We start from the raw sequence: 18,620 nt of genomic DNA, 5'->3' as shown, positions 1-18,620 counted from the left end.
TACTGTATATACTTTTTATTACATTCAACAAACATATGAACAAACATTCATCTATTCGATAAAAAAATATATTCATACTAGATCATGTAACAAATATATGAGCAAGTATTCATATATCTTTTAACATCATTATAATATATTATTCTAGCTTTGTAAAGAATCTTTTTAAAAAAGGCAGCCGAATTTTTCGGCTGCCTTAAAGTTTACTGTTCTAATAAATTAGATCTTGTATATAAATTGTAATAGTATCCTTCTCTTTCCATAAGTTCTTTATGGTTTCCTTTTTCCACTATTCCCTGTTCATTCATTACTATTATTGTATCTGCATTCTGTATTGTTGTAAGCCTATGAGCTATAGTAATAGTTGTTCTTCCCTTTGAAAGTTTTTCCAAAGATTCTTGAACAATTGCTTCACTTTGATTGTCCAAAGCAGAGGTAGCTTCATCCAATATTAATATAGGAGGATTCTTTAAAAATACTCTTGCTATTGATATTCTTTGCTTCTGACCTCCTGAAAGCTTAACTCCTCTTTCACCTACATAAGTATCAAAACCATTTTCCAAATCTACTATAAAGTCATATGCTCCTGCTAGCTTAGCTGCCTCAATTATTTCTTCTTCACTTGCTCCAGGCTTTCCATAACTAATATTTTCTCTTATTGTTCCAGAGAATAGATATACATCCTGCTGAACTATACCTATATTATTTCTTAAAGAACTTAATGTAAAATCTTTTACATTAACTCCATCAACATATACTCCACCTTCTGTAACATCGTAGAATCTTGGAATCAAAGTACAAACAGTTGTTTTACCACTTCCTGATGGTCCAACAAGTGCTATATTTTGTCCCTTTTTAATATCCAAATTAAAGCCCTTTAGTACATAATCAAGTCCTTCACTATATTTAAATCCTACATTTCTAAACTCGATATCACCCTTTGCATGCACAAGTTCTTTGGCATCTTTGCTGTCAACTATATCAGATTCTATACTCATAATTTCATTGAATCTTTCTATACCTGTCATTCCCTTTTGGAACTGCTCTGTAAATTCAATTATTCTTTTTACAGTAGTCAAAAGTGCTGTTACATACATTACATATGCAAGCATATCCCCTGCTTCAAGCTTACCATGAATTAACTGTATTCCACCAAATACTATAACGAGAAGATACATAAGGCCATCTATAGCTCTATTTACAGTATTAAATCCAGCCATAGACTTGTAGAATCTTTTTTTAATTGAAAGGAAGTTATTGTTATCCTTTTCGAATTTCTTAAGTTCTATATCTTCATTGGCAAAACTTTTTACAACCTTTACCCCTAATAGACTGTCTTCAATACTTGAATTAAGATTTCCAACGTGAACTCTTTGCTTCTTTTGTTCTATTCTCATTCTGTTTTTAAATTTGCTTGAACTTATAAACATTATTGGAATCATTATAAATATAGCCAACGTTAAAGGAACATTTATATTTATAAGTATTACAAATGATATTACTATCTTTATAAATCCTATAAAGTATTCTTCTGGGCAATGATGTGAGAACTCAGTAATATCGAATAAGTCATTTGTCATTCTAGACATTATTTGACCTACCTTTGTTTCATTATAGAAATTATCTGATAGAGTCTGTAAATGAACATATATATCATTTCTCATATCAGTCTCTATCTTTGCCCCCATTATATGACCAATAGATGCCATATAATATACTGCTACAAGCTCTACTATTTTTATAGCAATAAACAAGATTGCCATTCTCAATATAAGCTGAATTGTAAGTGATGCCCTGTCAGTCATTCCAAGATTGGTTATATTTCTCAATATCAAAGGCAGGATCATCTCTGAAGCTGTTGTAAGTGCCGCACATATTAAGTCCAATATAAGTATATTCTTATATTTCTTAAAATATGGCGCCACGCTTTTTATTAATTTAAAATTACTCATTTTATCCATAGATTTTACACTTAACGTGAATTCATCTCCTCTCCTATTTTAAATTCTTTATATAAATACGCAAAAAATAGACCTAAAAACATTACTCCTATGATAAATATACAACTTTCATCTGTAAGTATCCCATTTTTTGTAATTGTAATTGTATCATTGATCACATCTCTAACGTAGGATATTACAGTTATAGATGATATAATCCCGATTAATAAAAAGGGAAACCTATTCTTTTTATACCTTGCACGTCTGTTTAATTTGATAGTCATCTCAGAAAATGAAACTATACAGGAAAAAAGAACTATGATGATTATTTCATAAGACTTTTTTGCCCATACAAAATTAAAGCTAGATAATAAAAAATTAAAAGCCATTAAAATTACAAAAACAAACAAACCATGGGTATAAGACTTTTTTATTATTTCTCTATTTTGCACACAATCACCACCTAAGCCATTTTCCTATTTATAATTTTATTATAATCTACTGAAATACTTTTTTCAATTTATCATGTGATAATTTTATTCAATACTATTTAACTTATACCCCATTCGAAGTATATTTATTGAAAATTTCTTGATATAAAAGTTTTTTTAAATCTGACCTTCTAGAAAATAAAGACCACCCGCTTCATTTAAATCTGTCACGGATGGTCAAAAATTCTAATTTTTATTTATATAGTTCTTCAAGAAGCTGCTTAGCTGACTCTTTTATACCATCTCCTGTACCATTGATACCAAGCTGTGTATAGATTTCTCCTACCTTCACTTTTGTCTTGAAAAGTGCATCAAACATATCATCTATAAGTGGCTCAGCTAGTTCTTGCTTCTGCTGAGGTCCAAATGGATTTGCAAAATAAGTCTTGCTAATTCCCTTTTCATCTGTAGTTCCTAGGGCTCTTCTCTTTCCTTCTACAAATACTGGCTTCGCTTCCTTAGTATCCTTGAAATAATGAAGTCCTATTTTATCGTCATAATTATTAGCATAAAGGAACATATCGACCTTTGTTCCCTTTGTAATTTCCTTGTATGTTGAAACAGGTATAACTACTCTTGCATTAGTTGTTTCTGGGTTAAAGAATATACTTCTATCCATATCTCTATATGCAGCGCCACTTTCCAAATCATCAAGTCTTACAAAGGCTCCGATCTCAGTACCATTTGCATATACTTCTCCATTTTCAAGATAGAAACTTCCCATATCATCAAATATTATATCCATATCTCTAATCTGGTCTTCAGAAATCATTCTTAAAGCTTCTATAGTTTCTGATTTTCCTGCTCCTGAATCTCCTAAGAAAGCTACATTCTTTACACTTCCGTCATTAAGAGTAATTGCTACCATAGCTCCATGAATTGGAAGTTTACCCTTCTTCAACATTGAAACATTATGAAGAGTAAGACAAGTCTTCTTTATATAACCAAAGTATTCAGCCTTTTTATCATAAGCTACTTGACCTACAAATATATCTTCATATTTGTCATAATAGAACTTGCATCCTGGAGTATCTGTATTCATACCAAATAAGCAAATTAAATCTGGTTTTTTATATCTTATTTCATTTTCATTAGCCAACTCAAATAAGTTAGCAAGTGAAGCTCCACTAGCTATAAAATCCTTGTGGAAATAAATATATGCCAAACTTTCACCTATCTTAGCTGGATAACAGAACCAGTTTTCAGGACTTTCATTGAAGCTCTTCATAGGGTGTTCAAATATTTCATCAAAGCTACCTTCTCTTTTATTAGATGCAGGGTGAACAAGAAGTGGTGAACGAAGCATTATAGTATCTATAAATGGTATCGCTGCAAGCTTTCTATAAGTTTCACCTGTAGGCCATTCTAATCTATTAAGTAATATACAAGCATTTGAACCAGGGTTTAACTGTCTATAAACTCTATTTGCGTGTCCCTGAACCTTTTCCCCAATAGTTCTATAAAAGTTAAGTACAAGGTTATTGAAGTGATTGTCTATATCCATAAATCTCTTTGAAGTTAAGACGCTATCATTTAGCTCTATCAAACTAAATTTAAGTCTACTTCTAAAATAAGTATATATATCTTCAAAAGTTTTTAAGAATAAATCCTTATCTTCAAGGTATTCATCTTCTATATCTTCTAACTCATATATTAGAAGCTTCTTTAAACATGATATAAAATCAGCTGCTGCTTGATGCATTGACTTATCTCTAATTATATACTTAGCTATCTTGCCATTTCTCTTTTTGATTACAGAAATATAATCAAGGATTATTTCATCCATTTCTCTGCTGTTTGCCAATTCGAATATATCTTTGAAATAAGTGTTCTTATAATTAATAATTATAGGACTCTTACTTCCTTCGCCGTAATTTACCATAATTTCACTCCTTCTATTTTCTCGAACAAAATTTTATCACTTGTATTTTTAGTTCGCTATTCTTTATTTATATATGTAATATTTTACCATAATAGTAGTATCTTGTATATAAAAATATATAAATAACGTACTTTTCGTAAAAAAAATAAACGTTTTCATATTTTTCACTAACTATTTAAAAATAATACTTTTTATGTTTTTACCTTATTAATTAAATATACAATAAGTTTTTAATGGTAAATTTAAATGGGTGGATATTATAACCACCCATTTTTAATTTACTTTATTTTAAGTAATTTTTCTGAATTTTTTTGTAATATAGAATATGTCCTATCTATATCAATGTTTTTAAGAAGAGATATTTCTTCACAAACTATCTCTAAAACAGACCTTAAATCATCAGCCCTGTACTTTTTCTTAAATAGCCATTCCAAAGCCTCTAGCCCATCTGTTTCCAAAAGTAATCTATCTATTGGAGCTCTTTTTACAAGCATTCTTACATTTTCATCAACTAGTACCGCAGGACCTATAGTAAAATAACAAGATTTCTCTATAAACTCATCAATATAGTTATCACAACTATACCAATGAACTATAAAGTCAAGTTCATAGTCTTTTATAATATCAAAAATCTTTTTTTCCATAAATTTCGTATGAAGAATTACTGGCTTTGAATATTTTTTTGCAATATCCAAACTTTTTCTAAATACTTCCTCCTGAACATCAAAGGATATATCACACCAACATCCATCCATTCCTATTTCCCCTATTATAGGAGAGTTTAATACTATATCCTTGTATACATCATTAACATCTTTCTTATACTTCAAAGAATCATTTGGATGAATGCCTATGCTAAAATAAAATTCTTCATTTGCATATTCAAGTTTCTCCTTTAATTTTTCAAAGTATTCTTTAAATTCATAATATTCATCTTCATTTTGGCAATTAATAACTGGAACAATATTACTTTCATAATATTTTCCTATTGTATTTAACTCATCTATATGAGTATGAAAATCATATATCTTTTTCTTCTTCATCCATATCCACTTCCTATTTTACAACTATCTTATAATGCCAAGTTCTTCCAATCTTTTTACTATATAATCTAAATTTTCATCTGACTCTGCTTCTATAGTATGTGAGTGTTCATTGTTCGTAAGTACACTTAAAGGAATATTATTTTGATCCATTTCAGATATGAACTTTTCTACATCTAGTCTATTTGAAATATTTAAATCCACTTTTATTTCACCATATGTAGGATGATCAACGATTACATCTACAACTCTTCCACCATAATCAACTATCGTATTCAATTCTTCTCTTATTTGATCCTTGCCATGACTTACTTTTATTTTCTTACTGTGTCCATCATCCTTTTTTAAAACATAACCTCTATTAGTTGAAATTATCTCATTTTCTTCAGCTCTTAGTAAAGCTATATCTCCAACTATTATTTGTCTGCTTACACCAAACTGTTCTGCTAAAAAAGAGGCGGATAATGGTTTTCTTGCTTTCTTCAACTCTTCCAAAACATTTATTCTTCTTTCATATGTAGACATTAAATCACCTCTTTAAGTTTATTAATATTTATATCTATTATTATATAATATTTTTAGATTTTTATCAATATTACACATTATTCTAATGTTTAATAAAGAAAATATAGATTTTATTTTAAAAATCATTGAATTTTGATAAAATAGTACCAACTTATTCTATAAGCTGATACTATTTGTGTAAATTTCTTCATTATATATTTTTTTGTAAAGATATTTTCAGAGTATCTTACTAATTTAAAATTATCACTTATAGTTTTGATAAATGATTTACTCAAGCTAAATATATTAATCCCTTTATTTTTAAAATTAAATTATAAATTGATTTTATTTATATATTATATACTTATCTTGATGTCTTTTGTTATTAATCTATCAACTGTTCTAAATAAAAACCTATTATATGAGAAAACCTATCTAATCTTCTTATATAAGCAAAGTCTTTACCATATATCTTCTTTTCTGCGTCTAAATCTTCATCCAAACCTGTGAATACGCCTAATACATTATGCCCTCTCATCTTCATATTAAATACTTCTTGAGCTGTATCCTTTATAGCAGTATCTCCTTCATAGTCAATTCCATCAACCTTTAAAAAGCCCACTGTTCCCAGGTCAATTTTATCATTTGGCTTTCCATCGCTCAATACTATTAAAACTCTATTATCATACTCTAAAGAATCCATTTGTTTAGATAAAAATCTTATCGGTAAACCATCTCTATTACTTCCAGAGCCCTTATAATTAAATATTCTTTTGTTTGCTGTAATAGGGTCCTTATAATCTCTATATTCTGTCATTACGAGAAAGTTGAAAAAGTTGCAAAATCCAAAAACTCTAGTCGGTATATTTAAAGATGTTAGAGCCTCTGCAATTACATAAGCCTGTGAAGATACAAGTTCTTCTCTTTCCAACTGTGATGCAGATGAATCCAAAAGAATATCTACCGAAAGTGATCCCAACTGGTCTTTATTACTCTTCATAAATATCTTTTCATCTCCTAAAACCTTATTTCTCCATATTTTAGAAACAACTAATTCACCACTTCTTGTAAGCTCTGGAGAATCTTCTTCTTCAAGCAAAATCTTCTTTCTTAAAATTTCCTTCAATTCATTTATCGACCTTCTAAAGATAAGTTCATTATCCTTATAGTAATCAATATTTTTTTCTCTTTGTCTTTGTATAGAATTTGCAAAATACTTATCGTATTTTCCTTCTACAAACTTTCCCTGTGTAAAATGAAGTTTTATTCCCTCATGAATACCAGTACACAACTTACTTTCAAGAAAATCTGTAATATAATCTGGATAAATAGACTCACCATATCTTGCAAGCAGCATATCCTTGACTTTATTATTTGTATTTACAGCAGTCTGACTTGTACTGCCTTTTAGCCTTTCATCATCTATTTGTATATCATCAGATATTTGTCCTGTAAATTCTGCTGACTCTATAGAAAACATACCTAACTTATCTGTTTCCTTCATTTTATTAATGTGTTTTTTTCTCATTTTAAAGTTAAGTCTAGCAGCTTTCAACTTCTCATCTTTTGGCTTTTTATCCTTTTTATGCTTCTTTTCAATATCCTCTTTTCCTTCTTTATTTTCAGAACGCATATTTTCGTAAAAGAATTTTAAAAAAACACCATTAAGATGGGAAATTATATCTTCAGTCAGATCTTCTCGTGCTGTCTTATCCTTGTCTTCATCTATAATATCTGCTTTTTCTATATTTTTTACAAAATCATTTATCTTCTCTTCCAAAAATCCACTTCTTCGTCTAAGATATAATGACATTTCCTCAACTACGCCTCTTCCTTGAACAAATTCATTATTTAAAAGCGAATAATAGACATATTCTATCTCTTCTTCAACTGTCAGATTTTCCAAAAAGTTATCATCTTCTTTTCTTATTTTTTTATACTTATCTGTAATTTTTTTAAGAAATTTTTTCCTATAGTCCTCTACTCCTGGTCTATCCTCTATTAATTTATCTGAAAAACATTCATCTAGAAAAATTTCTACAGTCTTTAAGAACTCATTTTTCATATTTGTGTTTTCCATACAAACAGATAAAAAGTCTAAAAATTTTTCCATGTCTATTACTTTATAGACATATCCTAAAACAGCCATTTTATAGTAATTCATATCCGCATCTTGGTATTCGTCAAAAAGATTGAGAGTTGGAACATAAGAATAATCCTCTGATATAGTCCATACCAGATTTTCTTTTCTTAACTTACTACTCATTATTATCACCTATTATCCTATAAAAATATCTTCCGGTTTCACACTATCCTTAATAAGAGAATTAATAACATCTCTTACTATATCTTTTTCATATTGGTCAAAAGTCTTATTCACTATACCCATTTCAAGAGCAGACTTTATAGAAAGACCCCTCTTAATAGTTTCTATACTAGAGAAAAGTCCTCTCAAATCTATTGCCTTTGAAGATATCTCAGCATTTAAAGACTTTTTCTGTAAATCCATAAATAATCTTACAAAAGTATCAAGATATTCATCTTTTAAATTAAATTCATCGTTTAAAATCATCTTAAAGTTTTCTTCTGTAATCGTTGGCATTTCTATTACTAAAAATCTTGAAACAAGTGCTTCATTTAATTCCTTTGTACCTATGTATCCATAGTTCATAGTACCTATAAACCTTGTAGCATCATGCATATTAATTTTTTCATATCCAGGTACATCTATTACCCTTCTATAATCAAGTGCAGAATATATAACTGAAAGAGAATCATTTTTTGCCATATTAATTTCATCAAATACTGCAAAACCGCCACTTTCAGCTGCATTATAAACAGGTCCTTTTCTAAGTTTTACTTCATTGTCTACAAATGTATCTGTACCTAAAAGACTACTACTATCTGATGTAACGTTCATTGAAATATTCCACATAGGTCTGCCAAATAACATTCCTAAATTCTCTGCTAATACATTTTTACCTGTTGCTTTTGGACCAGAAAGTAAAATATTGTATCCTGCCAATAGCGCTGCTATGGATTTGCTCAATACCTCACCACCATAATATTTATATTTAGGTGTCGGTACTCTATCCTTTAAATTGTCATCTAATTTATAAAAATTTCTAAATTCTTCAAGCTCTTTTAATAGTTTTTCGGGAACACCTTGTTCCAATAAAAATTCCTTCATATATGCTAGAACACCTGTCTTTTTAGGCAGCTGTCCTCCTCCTTTCAAATATGCTTTATTTATTTTATTTTTTAATTGATTGGTATTATCATTACTCACTTTTTATACCCACTTTACACACATAAAAACAAGTACATATTAATTATCGATTTAAAATATTTATCTTTCTTATTTACATATGGAATATTATATACAATTTTTTCCTTAAAAGCAATAAAATAGGTCTTCTACTCATTGATATTTCAATATTTTCATTGCTTATTATAGCAACAAATTATTAAATATATTAAGCAGAAAACCCTATTTTATATAACATTACTTCTTATTGTGTATTTAATTCTTCTAAATCAATTTATTTTTATTTCAATCTAGTAACTAAAAAGATAAAAATTTCTTATTTTATTTTATTTTTCCCTATAAAATTTATATTTCATCCTATTTATAAGAGAGTTAGATTTTTTTTCTTCTTTTACCTCTAGCATATCACTTAAAATGTGGCTTACGTCTATTCCTTCAGACTTAAAAAATCCAAAGCAAGTAGAACAATAAGTACTTAACTTCTGTCTTGAAATCTGTTCTTTTACATCTATTCTCATAGACTTAGATAGTTCCCCTTCTTTTACAGTGGCACAGCCCCCAGCACCACAACATTGTTCATTTAAACACTCTACGCTTATATTTTTATTAGAATTCTTTATACTATTTAAAAGAATTCCCTCTTCCCTATCTGGGCAAGGTCTAAATAGTATTTTTTCTCCTTCTAACTCTTTTCCAATAGCTAATTCCTTCATCTTTGTATAAATATCTACCATTTTGATATCAATCTTATCTTTAAGATAATAATAGCAGTTAGGACAAACCATAACTAATTCTGTAATATTGTTATCTGCTAATCTTTTTTCAAGATTTTTTATTATATCTTTGCTTTCATCATTAAGGCCCAGCTCATATATAGGCTTTCCGCAACAATCAAATACTACTCCTATATCTTTTGCCCTCATTTCTTCTATTAATTTATCCGCTGTTTGTGGCATATATGAAAGAAAATTACATCCTGTAAATAAAACACTTTTTCCCTTAGTATCTTTCTCTAACTGAGACTTTTTAGTATCCACATTTTTATAATTCTTAAAAATATAGTTTTTCTTTTCCAATAAAAGACCTGAATATCCTTTTTCTGGAATTTTGCCATTATTTTCAGCACATTTTTTATCTCTCATTTTTTTTGCAATCAATTTACCATCTATATTTTTAGGACATACTATTTTACACTTACCACACATAAAACAGTTATAGGCTAGATCTTCTCTATCCTCAAATCCTGCCAAATCTAACTTATATTTATTTAAAAAATCGCAATTTTTACTACATATACCACAGTGTATACAATCTTTGGATATTTTATTCTCATTCATAATATTACACTCCCTATTTCCTTTTAACTTAAAATCTATAATTAAAAGTATCTCTATAAAAAAGGCTCCTATATTTATAGGAACCTTAAACTATTTACAAACCATTCTTTGTTTTCTTATCAATATTCTTTTTTTCACTTATTTTCGAAACATACTTACCAAGTATAAGCGAAACAACTGTTAAAATAATTACAAAGACTATAGACATTATAAACTCTGGAGATCTAACATCTAAAATTTTATCACCTACATTTAAAAATATTACTGTTCCCGGTGTAATTCCTATAAGTGTAGCTATAAAATAACTTCCAAATTTTATATTTGTAAGTCCTGAAACATAATTTATAACATTATACGGCATAATCGGTATTAATCTGCATATAAGCACGATTAAAAAACCTTCTTTTTTCTCTGCCTTGTAAAATTTATTCCACCACTTTGCTGGCAATTTATTTGAAAGATATTTAGTTACCATATCTTTTGCAAGAACATTTGCCAACAAGAACATTAAAGTGCTATTTACCATAGCCCCTATTAGTGTAAGTATCGTTCCTTCTAAAAGTCCAAAAGAAAGACCACCTGCTAATGCAAGTATTGGTACTGGGAAAAAAAATATCGGTAATATAGCCCATACTCCTATATATGCAATTGGAGCAAGTATGCCGAATCCATTTACCCAGTCTCTTATACCTTGAGCTGTAACGCCCTGAAGAAATAATTTGTAAATAACTATACATATCACCACAAACACTACTATTATTATTTTCTTCTTTAATTTTTCTGACATAATACATCCTTCTTTAATAACATAATCTATACAATATAAGATCTGTATACAGTAAAAATATATTATTTGATTCATTATATAATAATCATGTTATTTTATCATTTTTCTAAAGTTTATAAAAACCTCAAAGGCAATTTGATTATCACAGATACAATTTTCTAAAAAATTTTATTTACATATATTACTGTGCATCACTATTTTCTATTGTTTCATTTTTCTTCTTATGTTTGTCACTATATACTTTTTTAGCTACAGCTATTACGATTGAAAGTGCAAACAGAACAAGTAATCCTATAAATAACTTCTGTGCCCCTCCTGTTAAAGTTCCGCCTACATAAGAGTAAACTATTGTTGCTGGTAACTGTCCTAGCCCTGTAGCAATAAAGAATGACCAAAAACTCATATTTGTAAGACCAGCTGCATAACTTACAAAGTCAAAAGACACAAATGGAAGTAATCTACATACTAAAATAGCGTATTTTCCATATCTTTCAAAAAATACATCTATATTTTCCATAGCACCTTTGCTTGTTAGCTTTTCAACTGCATCTCTACCTAATGCTCTAGCAATAAAGAAGCATAGTGTTGCCCCAGCCATAGCTGATGACCAAGAAAGAAGTGCTCCCTTAACCCATCCAAATATTGTAGCATTGGCTAAAGTAATTAAAAACGCAGGAATAGGTGCCGCAACTGACTGAAGTATCATTAAGAAAAATGATATAACAGCTGCCATTTTTCCATAAGATCTTATATACTCTACAACTGCTTTAACATCAAGTTGTGATAGTAGATACACCGCATGATTCAGCTTTTTATTTACTGAAGGCACTAAAAAATATACCGCTAAACATACTACAAAAGATACAAGAACTATTATTCTACCAATTTTTCTTTCTCGTTTTTTCTTTTGTTTTTCTTCAACGGTGATTTCTTTTTTAGAATCAACTTTTTTATCCATAATAACCTCCCCATTATACTATTGTCTTAAATAAGTATAACATAGAGTATTAACATATTAGTTAAAAATATACCTTATAACTAAAAACTATAGCTTAGTATTATATAATTGTAAATATCTATAGCATTTTATTTTATCCTGATATTTCTACTGTTATAAAATATCTTTTTATTACTTTTAATTTTAAAAATATATTTAAAGGGTATATATTATATATATAAATATTTAGTTTTTATCTTTGTAAGAAGTGATGTAAATATTTGCTAAATAGATGAAAAATAGTGAAAGCACTGAATATCAAGCTTATATAAAGTATATTGGCTCCTAAATTAATCTTTAAATAAATCATAGAAATAGCACTGTATCAATTTCTACTTAATTGTAAAATAAGGTACAGTGCTAATTTTTTAATATGAGTATTATTATATATATGTGAGTTTTTTAATAAAAATTCAACTTAATTTTTGCTGTTACTTTATTTTTATACTGTCATTTCCTCCAAGAATAATTAATTTCTTCAAATCTTTGATTTTATTTTTTATTTTCTTTGGCATAGAACTCTTTTTAGTAAGTATTATCGGAGCTTTTTCTTTGTGTGTAACTGCTCCAGCTGCCAAAGCATCAATCATAGAGTCACCATTTGCCAAGAAAACAGATTCTGCTTTTTTGTAGCTTTTATTTGCTATCTTTAAAGATGTTTCATATCTATCTTTTCCAGCTATTCTAGATTTTTTCTTTACATTTATAGAATTTAATGTATTATCTGAAATAGAGTCTTTTCCACCTATAGCCAATACTTCTTTTACTTCCCAGTCAGATATCTTCTTTTTCAACTTTTCATTATTATGCTCATTGTTTATCATTACTACGGGCATATCTTCTTTAGTTGCCAAACTTGACACTGACAATCCATCTGCACTCTTAAGACCATTTACTAAAGCTATCTTTTTAAGATCTCCATTTTCTATTAATATATTCGCTAACTTTTCGCTAGTTTCAAATCTATCTTTTCCAGCTATTCTTTTAACTTTCAGATCTTGATCTTCTAATTCATTTTCTACATCTTCTGATAAAGTTTCAAGACCTCCTATAATCGTAACACTCTTAGCTCCCAATCTTTCTATTTCATTTAAAACTTCACTCTGTATAGAATCTTTAGTAACTAAAAGAATTGGAGCATCTTTATACTTAGCATATGAGGCTGATACTAGCGAATCTGCATAGTTCACACCACTAGCTATCACAACATGATCTGCCTTATTAAAGTACTTTTTACTTATTTCTACTGATGTCTTATATCTGTCTTTTCCTGATATTCTTTCCTTCTTAACATTTTCTGGAATAACTATTTCATTTTGTTCTCCATTAAGATTATCATTCTCATCTAATTCTTTTATTTTATCCTTATTTTCCCAATCTACAACAATATTTACTTTTTGTGGACTAGATTTTCCTGCAATTTGATTCATAGCATCTACTTCAACTTCAGCTTCGATCTTTTTAGGGTGTCCTTCGACTGTAAACTCTACTTGAAGTGGTCTTCCTTCGCTATCTTTTTTCAGAACATTTACTTCCCTTCCATTTACTTTCATTTTTAGTAGATGACCTTCTAGTTTAGCATTTCCAAACTCTCTTATAATTGCCTTAAAATTCATTGTTATACTTGTCTTATTATTTTTTTCTGTAATTTTAGCAGTATTATCAATTGCATTATTTGCCATAGATTCTTTTGTTGAATCATCATAATTTATCATTTTTACAGGAGCTTCGTATGAAATAGCTTTGTCCTTAGTATCCAATTTCAACTTATTAATAGCTTCATTTAATTCATCATAAGCTTTATCTACATCTTCTTGTTCTGATTTTGATTTGTTATTTATATTTTTTGCTTTCTCTATTTTGCTATTTAATTCTGATATAGATTCCTTAGTGTACTTAGACTTATTTAAAGCCTCTGCCTTCTTTATCAATCCTTCTAGCTTAGACTTATCTACTGATATATTACTCATATCAATCTCCACCACTGGAGTTGACTCTATTGTTTTTTTATCATTTAAATTCATCGCCATCAAATAAAGTTTGTCTTTATTTTTATCAAATTTAGATACTTCAAACTCTATTTTTCCATTTTTTACTAGCTTTCCAAGTTGTCCTATAGACTGAAGCTTACCATCCTTAATATTTCCATCTCTTACTACGGCTGCAACTAATGTTCTTCCATCAGCATTTTCTGTTGAATAGTTTACAGTTACTTTTCTTCCTCTAACACTAGAATCTTTTATATTTAACTTAGAATTATCATCTTCTAAAACTAATTGCCAAGTGTTATTCTCAGTCTTTTCAACATTTTTTATACCCTTAGGAAGTTCTTTATCTGCTTGGATAGTCATCATAATCTTGCTTGTATCTATATACATACAAGGAGCTGTTTGCATATTTTTTGAATTTAATCTAAACTCAGTTCCAATTCTTCCCCTTGCTTTTACAGACAATGGATTTTTCATACTTTCATCTAACATATCTTCCATTAGATTTCTTAACACGTATGAGTTGTTAGTATATCTAGCATCATTTGAAGAGTATCCATACTCTATATTTCTAACCATAGATAAATCAGGAGCAAATATTTTTTCATCAGTTTCCACAGTTTTATCTAACTCAGTTATTATAAAACCTTGTTCTGTAGCATCTCTAGTTGATATTTTACTATCTAAAATAATATTTTTTTCTGCACTGCTAAAGTTATTATCATAAAACTCTCCATTTAAATACTTTCTTAATATACTGTCTTTATACTCTACTACTTTGTTTTCTTGATCTGTAAATGGCTTTTTCACTCTTAAATCTTCTGCCATTAAAAGCATTTTTCCTGTATTTTTTTTAGAGCCACTTTCTCCACTGCTCTGTCCATTGTTCAATACTCTATATACATAACCACCTTTACCAAACTTGATCTTAGAGCCTGACCAGCCCACTACTACTGGATATTCATTCATTCCTTCAACATATTTACTATATACTTCTGGATTATTTATACCATCAATCGATATATTAGCAGTATTTCCGTGTCCAGCCTTTATTTTATAAAGTAAATCTTTTCTAGCATTTATAATCTCTTCTATATCCTTATCGACTTCATCCTGAGTTAAACTAGCTCTCTTTAGATCTTCTTTACACTTATTCAAAATTTTAGTATAGTCATTCCAAGTTTTTTCAGTAAAATCTCCCCTTAATTCTTCCAGCTTTCCAATAGTAGAATAATCATCTTTTAAATATGTATCACACTCATTGATTGCATCTGTAAGTGCTTTTCTAAATACCCCCTCTTGAATTGTAGAGTAATCCAACTGTATATCTGATTGAATCTTTTTAGAGGTATTGCCTTCTGTAAGCTCTGTCTTAAAAATACCACCTGCTGGTATGTACTTCATTTCAAACTTAAGCACACCATTTCCATTTTCATCTAACTTATAAGTAGAAGGAATCTCTTTTTTCTCTTCATCAAAAACTTTTACCATGGTAAAATAATTTTTACCTTCCCAATTGTCATAGGCATTGTATTTTAAAGTGATTTCTGGTTTTCCCTTACTATTTATTTCAACTCTAGCATACTTATATAGAGAGTTTTTCCCTACAACTGAAGTATCTATCGCTTCTAAGTGGAATAATTTTCCATTTTCAAATGGATTGCCTTTTTTCTCTTTTAAAGATGCAATTGCCTTTTCTAAATTCGCATATTCAATGGCATAATTATTAATATCTTCTTTTTCTAATAATTCATTTATTTTTTTAGTTGATTTTTCATAGTATTCTTTTTCAGATAAAAGTTTTTTTGCCTTATTTTTCAACTCTAGGTATTTAGTCTTATTGTCTGAAACTTTGTTTATAGATTCAAGCTTTATTGCAACATCTGCATCCATTACAGATGAATATATATGTCCTTCATATACTATTGAATCATTTTCTATTTTTGGCAAATCCACAACAGCTACAGCAGAATTATCCTGTTTAAGTATAAACTCTGATTTATATCCATCTTTAAAAGTAAGATTAGTAGCATATGCAAGTATTCCATTTATAACTGCAGGCTTATAATGAAGTATTAGCTTGTTATTTCCTTCTTTGTCTGTAAGTAATTCTGCTTCCTCCTCTAAAGTAGCTCCTGACATAGATTCAGTATCGTAATGTCCTGACTTTACAAGAGATACCTTTAGTTTTTGAAAGACACCTACATCTTCAATATTTTGCTGGTCTTTTTCACCTTGTGAGTCCTCTTTAGGAAGATTTTGTTCTGAAGTATCTTCTTTTTCAGAATCATGATTTTCTCCCTGCTCTGAATCACCACTTCCTTCTTGTGGCTTGTCAAGACCTTCTTTGAATTCTTTACGTTCTTCCTCAGACAACTGATTTTCTATATTTTCTACAGATATTTCATGCCCTTCTGGAGTTGTTATTGTTACTTTAAAATTATCTTCATCAACAAAAGTATTTATAAAGTCTAAGTTTTTTGTATCAAAATATGAGTTTGTATCTCCACCCTGTGCTGTTTTAGCTATGTTTATTCCAGCATCTTTAAAACTATATGTTTTTCCGTCATTAATTTTTATTTTTGCTTTTTTCACCATATCTTCAGCTGTTTTATGAGTGAAATATATTTTGCCTTCTTCATGATCACTTTCTTTAAATCCGAATTCAAATATTACCTTACCATCGTAACCCTTTTTTAATCTAGTAGAGTATTTATCACTCTGTAGTATATAATCAGATTTATCCATAGCATAACTAACTACTTGAGCCACATTAGATGTAGCACCTAAAACTGTTGTAGCTGCCATAGCAACTGCTGTTGTTTTTTTGATTGTCCTTACTAGTTCAACTCTTCTTTTCATATTATTCTCCTTTAAAATACTCTTTCATTAATAACTATAATCCCTTTAATATATCTGCTGATATAGAACCAAATCCGCCAACTATTAGTAGATCACTTATTTGATTCTTTTTAATTAAATCTTTTGCTTCTTTTGATACTGTATTTTTAGAAACTAAAAGCAATGGTCTTTGTGATTTATGTGTTACAGCACCTGCTGAAAGTGCATCTGCAGATTTTTCTCCACTTGCAAGCATAATCTTCCCCGTATTGTTTAACTTTCCAACAACTAGTGCAGATGTCTCATATCTATTTTTTCCCTGTATTCTTTCAAGTTTATTTGACTTTATTCCAGACACACTGGCATCACTTACAGAATTTTTGCCGCCAACTACTGTGAGCTTATTTATTCCCCAAGAATTCATAGTATCCTTTACATCCTTAGGCATATACTTTGATGATGTCAAAATTATTGGTGAATTACTTTCATTGGCAAGAGATGATACTGACAATGCATCAGCAAAATTTTCTCCGCTAACTACTATTGCATTCTTGCTTTCAGGATTTTTTTCTCGAATCTTCTTAGCAATATTTAATGCTGTTGAATATCTACTATTTCCAGAAATTCTTTCTACAGACAAACCTTTCTTTTCCAGTGTTTTTACTACTGAAGATGAAATTGAATTTTCTCCTCCTACTATAATTACATTCTTTGCCTCTAATCTTGATATTTCATTTAAAGTTGCATTAGAGATAGTCTTAGCTTCACTAAGAAGCATTGGTGCAGAATTTAGACTAGCTAGTGGTGCTGCTGCAAGCGCATCTGCATAAACTATACCATTTGCAAGAACTACAGTATCTGCCTTAGAATAATTTTCTTTTGATATAGATACAGATGTTTCATACCTATCGTTACCAGATATTCTTGAACTCTTTATTTTGCTATTATTATCTTGAGAACTATCATTTATTAATTTTGCCTTTGAATAATCAAGTTCAAGATAAGCATTCTGCGCCCCCTTACCAATATTTTCTTCTAAATAAGGATCTCCTCCCTGTGAAGATATGGAATCCATAGCATCTACCGAAAGCTTCAATAAAATACGTTTTTCCTTATTGGCATTTCTTCTTATTTTGACCTGTGAAGGAAAGTCTCTTAACTTTCCAGTTAAATCTTCTTCTTTTACACTCTTTATAATCTCTGAATCATTTAATTTTGAGTTCTGATCTGTATCAAAATACTGAACTCTCATAACATGACCATTCATATTCATAAATTTCATTCCTTGCAACTGAATTGTTATTTCCGCCTTTCCCTCTTTTTCAACGACTGTTGCAATAGGTTTCAGAGCCTTATTCCCCATAGATTCCTTTTCTTCTGAATCCACTCTTTTTAGTTTTACTGGCACTGAATATTCCTTTACAGATGCAACATCTTCTGCAAAAGAATTTGTTGCTGCCAAACCTGATATTGCAGATGTTGCTGCCATAGACACATATATCCCTTTTTTAAGTAAATTCTTCATATAAATCATTCTCCTTC

General features: G+C 29.3%; 12 protein-coding genes. All 12 read right to left on the bottom strand.

Translation table 11 applies throughout. The features are described 5' to 3' along the window. Nucleotides 1-203: 203 nt before the first annotated feature. The 12 genes from BMY82_RS06475 to BMY82_RS06420 all read right to left on the bottom strand — a co-directional run bounded on the left by BMY82_RS06475 (nucleotide 204) and on the right by BMY82_RS06420 (nucleotide 18,603). On the bottom strand, nucleotides 204-1,952 hold the full coding sequence (locus BMY82_RS06475; protein ID WP_091975756.1) for an ABC transporter ATP-binding protein: 1,749 nt from the start codon (nucleotides 1,950-1,952) through the stop codon (nucleotides 204-206). 20 nt (nucleotides 1,953-1,972) lie between these two features. Further along, nucleotides 1,973-2,392 (bottom strand): hypothetical protein, encoded by a 420-nt coding sequence (locus BMY82_RS06470; RefSeq protein ID WP_091975745.1) that lies wholly within the window; start codon nucleotides 2,390-2,392, stop codon nucleotides 1,973-1,975. Between the two features lie 232 nt (nucleotides 2,393-2,624). Then, on the bottom strand, nucleotides 2,625-4,313 hold the full coding sequence (locus BMY82_RS06465) for a phosphoenolpyruvate carboxykinase (ATP) (protein ID WP_091975744.1): 1,689 nt from the start codon (nucleotides 4,311-4,313) through the stop codon (nucleotides 2,625-2,627). Between the two features lie 278 nt (nucleotides 4,314-4,591). Continuing rightward, nucleotides 4,592-5,356: a TatD family hydrolase gene (locus tag BMY82_RS06460; protein ID WP_091975743.1), complete on the bottom strand. Its 765-nt coding sequence runs from the start codon at nucleotides 5,354-5,356 to the stop codon at nucleotides 4,592-4,594. 24 nt (nucleotides 5,357-5,380) lie between these two features. Beyond that, nucleotides 5,381-5,881 (bottom strand): transcription repressor NadR, encoded by a 501-nt coding sequence (locus BMY82_RS06455; protein WP_091975742.1) that lies wholly within the window; start codon nucleotides 5,879-5,881, stop codon nucleotides 5,381-5,383. Between the two features lie 364 nt (nucleotides 5,882-6,245). Beyond that, nucleotides 6,246-8,126 (bottom strand): hypothetical protein, encoded by a 1,881-nt coding sequence (locus BMY82_RS06450; RefSeq protein WP_242938933.1) that lies wholly within the window; start codon nucleotides 8,124-8,126, stop codon nucleotides 6,246-6,248. Nucleotides 8,127-8,138: 12 nt separating this feature from the next. Next, nucleotides 8,139-9,050: an AAA family ATPase gene (locus tag BMY82_RS06445; protein ID WP_091975754.1), complete on the bottom strand. Its 912-nt coding sequence runs from the start codon at nucleotides 9,048-9,050 to the stop codon at nucleotides 8,139-8,141. Nucleotides 9,051-9,454: 404 nt separating this feature from the next. After that, nucleotides 9,455-10,465: a heterodisulfide reductase-related iron-sulfur binding cluster gene (locus BMY82_RS06440; RefSeq protein ID WP_091975741.1), complete on the bottom strand. Its 1,011-nt coding sequence runs from the start codon at nucleotides 10,463-10,465 to the stop codon at nucleotides 9,455-9,457. 94 nt (nucleotides 10,466-10,559) lie between these two features. After that, nucleotides 10,560-11,252 carry a TVP38/TMEM64 family protein gene (locus BMY82_RS06435; RefSeq protein WP_091975740.1) on the bottom strand — a complete coding sequence of 231 codons (693 nt, stop codon included), beginning with the start codon at nucleotides 11,250-11,252 and terminating at the stop codon, nucleotides 10,560-10,562. Between the two features lie 181 nt (nucleotides 11,253-11,433). Then, nucleotides 11,434-12,210 (bottom strand): TVP38/TMEM64 family protein, encoded by a 777-nt coding sequence (locus tag BMY82_RS06430; RefSeq protein ID WP_091975739.1) that lies wholly within the window; start codon nucleotides 12,208-12,210, stop codon nucleotides 11,434-11,436. Nucleotides 12,211-12,680: 470 nt separating this feature from the next. Continuing rightward, nucleotides 12,681-17,099 (bottom strand): cell wall-binding repeat-containing protein, encoded by a 4,419-nt coding sequence (locus BMY82_RS06425; protein ID WP_091975738.1) that lies wholly within the window; start codon nucleotides 17,097-17,099, stop codon nucleotides 12,681-12,683. A gap of 34 nt (nucleotides 17,100-17,133) precedes the next feature. After that, on the bottom strand, nucleotides 17,134-18,603 hold the full coding sequence (locus tag BMY82_RS06420; RefSeq protein ID WP_180366751.1) for a cell wall-binding repeat-containing protein: 1,470 nt from the start codon (nucleotides 18,601-18,603) through the stop codon (nucleotides 17,134-17,136). Nucleotides 18,604-18,620 lie beyond the last annotated feature (17 nt).

It is taken from the genome of Peptostreptococcus russellii (assembly GCF_900110295.1).
Lineage (GTDB): Bacteria > Bacillota > Clostridia > Peptostreptococcales > Peptostreptococcaceae > Peptostreptococcus > Peptostreptococcus russellii_A.
This window is presented reverse-complemented; position numbering and strand designations above follow the sequence as displayed.